At 41.8% G+C, this 4,927-nt stretch carries 6 protein-coding genes; all 6 read right to left on the minus strand.

The genetic code is table 11. The features are described from left to right. On the minus strand, positions 1-973 hold a 973-nt coding region (locus tag ACKI5B_RS02975; RefSeq protein WP_407425677.1), incomplete at its 3' end, for an ABC transporter permease. 23 nt (positions 974-996) lie between these two features. Further along, positions 997-1,203: a DUF4418 family protein gene (locus ACKI5B_RS02980; RefSeq protein WP_407425679.1), complete on the minus strand. Its 207-nt coding sequence runs from the start codon at positions 1,201-1,203 to the stop codon at positions 997-999. Between the two features lie 11 nt (positions 1,204-1,214). Then, positions 1,215-2,297: an ABC transporter substrate-binding protein gene (locus ACKI5B_RS02985; RefSeq protein WP_407425681.1), complete on the minus strand. Its 1,083-nt coding sequence runs from the start codon at positions 2,295-2,297 to the stop codon at positions 1,215-1,217. A 23-nt stretch (positions 2,298-2,320) separates the two neighbouring features. After that, positions 2,321-3,100, minus strand: a complete 780-nt coding sequence (locus tag ACKI5B_RS02990; RefSeq protein ID WP_407425683.1) for an ABC transporter ATP-binding protein — start codon at positions 3,098-3,100, stop codon at positions 2,321-2,323. A gap of 8 nt (positions 3,101-3,108) precedes the next feature. Continuing rightward, entirely contained in the window at positions 3,109-4,071 is a 963-nt protein-coding gene (locus ACKI5B_RS02995; protein ID WP_407425685.1) for an ABC transporter permease, read from the minus strand. Positions 4,072-4,217: 146 nt separating this feature from the next. Continuing rightward, positions 4,218-4,927: LysR family transcriptional regulator substrate-binding protein (locus tag ACKI5B_RS03000; RefSeq protein ID WP_407425687.1), on the minus strand; the 710-nt coding region annotated here is incomplete at its 5' end.

The raw sequence follows: 4,927 nt of genomic DNA on the forward strand, positions 1-4,927 counted from the left end.
CATGGCTACGATCCGACTTACTTTCTGCAAGGACAATCCGGCACAGTTTTGCATGGTCAGCGCCTAAAACGCGGAGAATCGCAAATTCTTTGAGCCGTTCGTTCAGTGAAAGTAAAAAAACGACCGAAAGAGTTAAAACTGCAATCAAAATTACAAGAAAACAAAGTGCGTAAAGAAAAATAAGAATCGAAGACAGTTTTTTTATGAGGTTTGATACAAATTTACCGCTTTGAATTACCTGAACGTCCTGTATGGCATTTTGGATCCTAAGGGAAACCCCGTCCGCACCATAACCTTCTTTGATTTTTATGAAAATAACGCTTACCTTTGTTCCGGTATCACCGTCTGAAATAAATCCGAATCCTTTTGATTTTGAATCTTCAAAAATTTTCTGGAGAGTGGCAAGGTCTGTGTAAATTGCATTGTCCATGCCGCTTCCGCTTTTTGCAAGTTTTGAAGTGACTTTATGCGTGCCGCCGAAAAATCGTACGCTGTCTTTTTCCAGATTTACATTGTTTCCCGCAAAAAGAATTCCATCAGTCTGCCTGAAACGGGATTTTGCCCAGTTTTTGATGATAAAATCTGTTTCAGGATTGAAGCCGATAAGCTGAATTGGAAAATCACAGCAGCCTTCAGAAAGACTTGTGAGATAGAACTGGCTGGTAACCTGACTGACACCTTCAATTCCTTTTACGTTTTCTTCGATTGATTTGTCCATGTAAAAATAATTCGGTTCACCGGTCAAAAGTACGTTTTCCATTTTGGATTCAAACCCTTTGGGAACGAGCATTAAATCCGCCCCGATTCTGGTTTGAATTCCATAGATTCCGCCTTTGAGCGAAGAAAGTAAAATCAGCGAACCGAACAGTACGGCACAGGTGAGTGCAATCAGAATAATGAGTGAAGCCGAGCGGTAAGGTTTTCGTCTGATATTTGCAAGAGCAAGTGTGCGTGTACTGATCGATTTTGTCATATTTGACCTCTAAGGCTTAAACTTCAGGCTTTGTTTTTGAGTCCTGTAACAATCTGAATAACAGAAATCAGGAGAATCAGAATTCCAAGTACCAGTTCAGTAGGTGCCGTTACAGCGTGACAGTGCATTTTTGGCATTGCGCATACTTTTGCGAAAGAATACGGTGCAATTGCAACAAGCAGACCCAAAACAGCAGTTGCTGATGACAGAATAAGTTTTAAATTTTTCATTTTCTTAACTCCTAAACCCGTGGGTCTTTAATTTCTTTGTAAGTTTTTGTTTCTTTGTCGTAAGTGTAGCCGTCAGGGACACCAGGAAGTTCGATATAGCCTTTTTCTGCAAATTCATCTATGTTAGTACTTGCTTTCAGGATTCCAGCTTCCTGAAGCTGTCGGGCTGCATCGATGAATGTCTTTCGTCCGAGAGAGCGGCTTGGAACATAGTTGAGTTCGTCGAGAAGGGCGGCGTTGAAGTCCAAATCTCCTGCAACAAGATTGTTTTCAATCTGGAGCTGGGCTGCAAGGCGTGGTTCAGCTTCTACGAACGCACTTGCTTTTTGCAATGCTCTCGTAACTGCTGCTGCTCCTTCAGGATTTTCTTTCAAAAGTTTATGAGTTACAAACTGCTGACAGCAATATTCTTTAACGAATTTTTCGTCCGTTCCTGTGTCGAGGATTTTTTTGAATCCGTAAGCAAGCTCGCCTTTTGTTGCAACAGGATCGTGTGCACCGATTACATCGACTGCCCCTTTGTCCAGAGCGATGGCAAGGTCACTTGAAGCGTAAGCAAGGAACTCGACTTCGTTATTTTCTGCTGTAACTCCGATTCCGACATCCATGAGTTTTCGCTTGAGGTTCATAACGCTTGAATCCGCAAGTCCCGGAACACCGATTTTCTTTCCGCGCAGGTCAGCGACAGAATTAATCGGGCTGTCACCTTTGACATAATACTTCGTACAGCCGATGTGGATTCCCGAAGTATAAGAAATTGGAAGACCGTTTTCCATTGCCTGAAGCTGTGTCGCATAAAGACCGTAGCCGGCATCGACTTTGCCCGAGCCAATCATTTCGGCAAGGGTAGCACCGCCTTCAACAACTTCGACGAACTCAGCTTTCTGACCGATTTTTGCAAGTTCTTCGTCAAAAAGCCCCATTTTCCATGCGACATGAACCGGTGCTGCACAAAGTCCGCCCCGCTGGAAATTGATTCTGACGACTTTTTGAGCCGTGCCGGTTGTGCCTGCAGACTTTTTGTCTTTGTTGCATCCGCCAAGCGAAAGGGAAGCCGCAATCACAGCCGCCCAAATCATAACTGTTTTTTTCATATATTTTTACCTCCAAAAAAAATTTAAATTGTATACTCAACTTCCTGAACTTTACCTGCGTAGTCGAGGATTTCAAGAATCTGCGTGCGGTATTTCAAAAATACATCTTGACCTCGTGCTCGTGGATGACTAAGTTCTATGGGAATGATTTTTTCCACTTTTGCAGGACGAGCCGACATGACGACTACATAATCACTCAGGTAGACGGCTTCATCGACATCGTGCGTAACCATGACCATCGTTGTATCGTGTTCTTTTTTAAGACGCAGAATTTCATCCTGCATTGTCATTCGTGTGAATGCATCAAGTGCGCCAAGCGGCTCGTCAAGAAGAAGAATCTTCGGGTGACCGACAAGCGCACGTGCGAGGCTTGCCCTCTGATTCATACCGCCTGAGAGCTGGTGCGGAAAGGACTTTTCAAATCCCTTCAAGCCCACGAGATTTATGAACTCATCGACATCATTTTTGCGTTCTTTGTAGATGTGGCGTGCTTTAAGTCCGAACGCAATGTTGTCACGGATTGTAAGCCATGGAAAAAGATTTGCCTGCTGGAATGCAAATCCTCTGTCGCTTCCAGGTTTTGTAATTTTGCCTCCGTCAACCAAAACTTCGCCTGCTGTCGGTGTCTCAAGCCCCGCGATACAGCGGAGAAGGGTTGTCTTTCCGCAACCTGAAGGTCCGATGAGAGAAACAAAGCTTCCCGCCGGAATAGTAAAGTCTACACCGTTAAGAGCTACGACTTCTTCCGCTTTACCCTGATTAAAAACTTTTTTTATATTTGATAATTTAATTTCTCCAGACATAACATCTCCTACCACTTGATAAGTCCTTTCTGCCAGCTGAGAAGGCGTCTTCGTACTTTGAACAGGGCTGTGATTATGAAAGTACAGAAGACTGCTATCATAATCAGACCAGCGTATACGCCTGAATACATCATCATCGCTTTCTGATAGCTGATGTACCAGCCTATTCCGTATTTAGCACCGAACATCTCTGCTGTCATGAGTGCTATAAATGCGGCACAGATACCGTTGAATACGCCCTGAAAAATGTTTGGCAATGCCGCCGGGACTGCGATTCTGAAAACCTGAAAGAAAGTTCCAGCTCCGAGTGTCTTTCCTACTTCAAAATAGACTTTGCTTGTATTCTGTATTCCTGAACTTGTCATGAGCTGTACCGGGAACCACACTGCAAGGGCTATAATGAACACACTCGCACCAAACGGGGTAGGAAAAGTCGTAAGTACTAGGGGAATCCATGCAGTTGCTGGAATCGGACCTATCAGTTTGATGTAAGGATTTATCCAGTAATAAACTTTTTTAGAAAATCCAAGCAATACTCCTGTAATGAAGCCAGTGATGACTCCCCAGAACACACCGAGAATCAACAGACGGAATGAATACCAGATACATTTGAGAAGAAGCGGAGTCTGTTCCAGAAAGACCGCAATAATATTGTCGTAGGTCGGAAAGAAAATCACTGGAAGCAGGGCAAATTTTGCCGTCACAAGATTTATGATAACGACAAGAACTGCAGCTCCTGCCCAAAAAGCGCCTTTTTCTTCCAAATAGATACGTGTTTTTTTGATGAAAAACGAAAGCACAAAAAGCAGGGCAGAAAATGAAAGCAGAATCAAAAGAAAAAAGGTGTAATAATGTTTTGCTGCAGCCGGGTGAAGTTCGTTATCGGGAACGGTAAACTGCACCACTAAAGCCAGAAGTACACCAAGAGCCGGATAAATCCGCTTAAGAATCAATTTTATTTTTTGTTTCATTTTTATTACCCCTAAGAAAATAAACTTCTCTCCGAAGATAAGGAGGATAACACTGCTTTACCTATCGGTTTAGTATGTTATATAAAACGATTTTATATTTGTAAAATATAATTTTTCTATAATTGTTATAGAAAAAAACTATAAGTTCAGCATAAAAATCCTTCGATATGAAGATTTTTTTGAACAGTCTCTATGTAGGTGAGTGAAATATAACTCATTTTGATATCTTTCTGAGTAATGTAGCCCAGTTCAAAAGAACTTCGTTTTTCATCATCCGGATTTCTGACTGGAATCGTTATAAAATCTTCGCTCGTATCTTCTCCTAAAACTCCCGAAAGAAACGTATAACCATTCAGATTTTTAATAAGGTTCAGTTCGGTCGCCCTGTCTGCTACCATAATTGGTTTTTTAAGCTTGTGACGAACCAAGACTTCCTCAGAAAAGAATGCGTTCACATCATCCGTATCAAATGTGATGAACTGATAATCAGAAAGTTCTTCAAGCGAAATTGATTCTTTTTTTGAAAGCGGATGATTTTTATACAGATAAACTAACGCATTACATTCTGTCAAATGATGGAAGTCAAGATTTTTCGCCTTTAGCTGTGTAAGTATCTGATTTTTGTTTGATTCGTTCAGATAAATGATTCCGATTTCACTTTTTCCGAGAGAAACGTCATCAATTACATCAGATGCCTTCATCTCGCGGAAAGCAAAATCCCAGCCTTCATCCGAAAACTGTTTTACCACTTCCACAAATGCTTTTCGTGCAAAAGCATAGTAAAGGGCCGCAACTGAAAACTTTTTATGTTCTGCGCTACTGTATTTTTTGAGTAAATTTTCAACTTCTTCTATTG

Origin of the sequence: Treponema sp. (assembly GCF_045657965.1) — a bacterium.
In the GTDB taxonomy this organism is placed as follows: domain Bacteria; phylum Spirochaetota; class Spirochaetia; order Treponematales; family Treponemataceae; genus Treponema_D.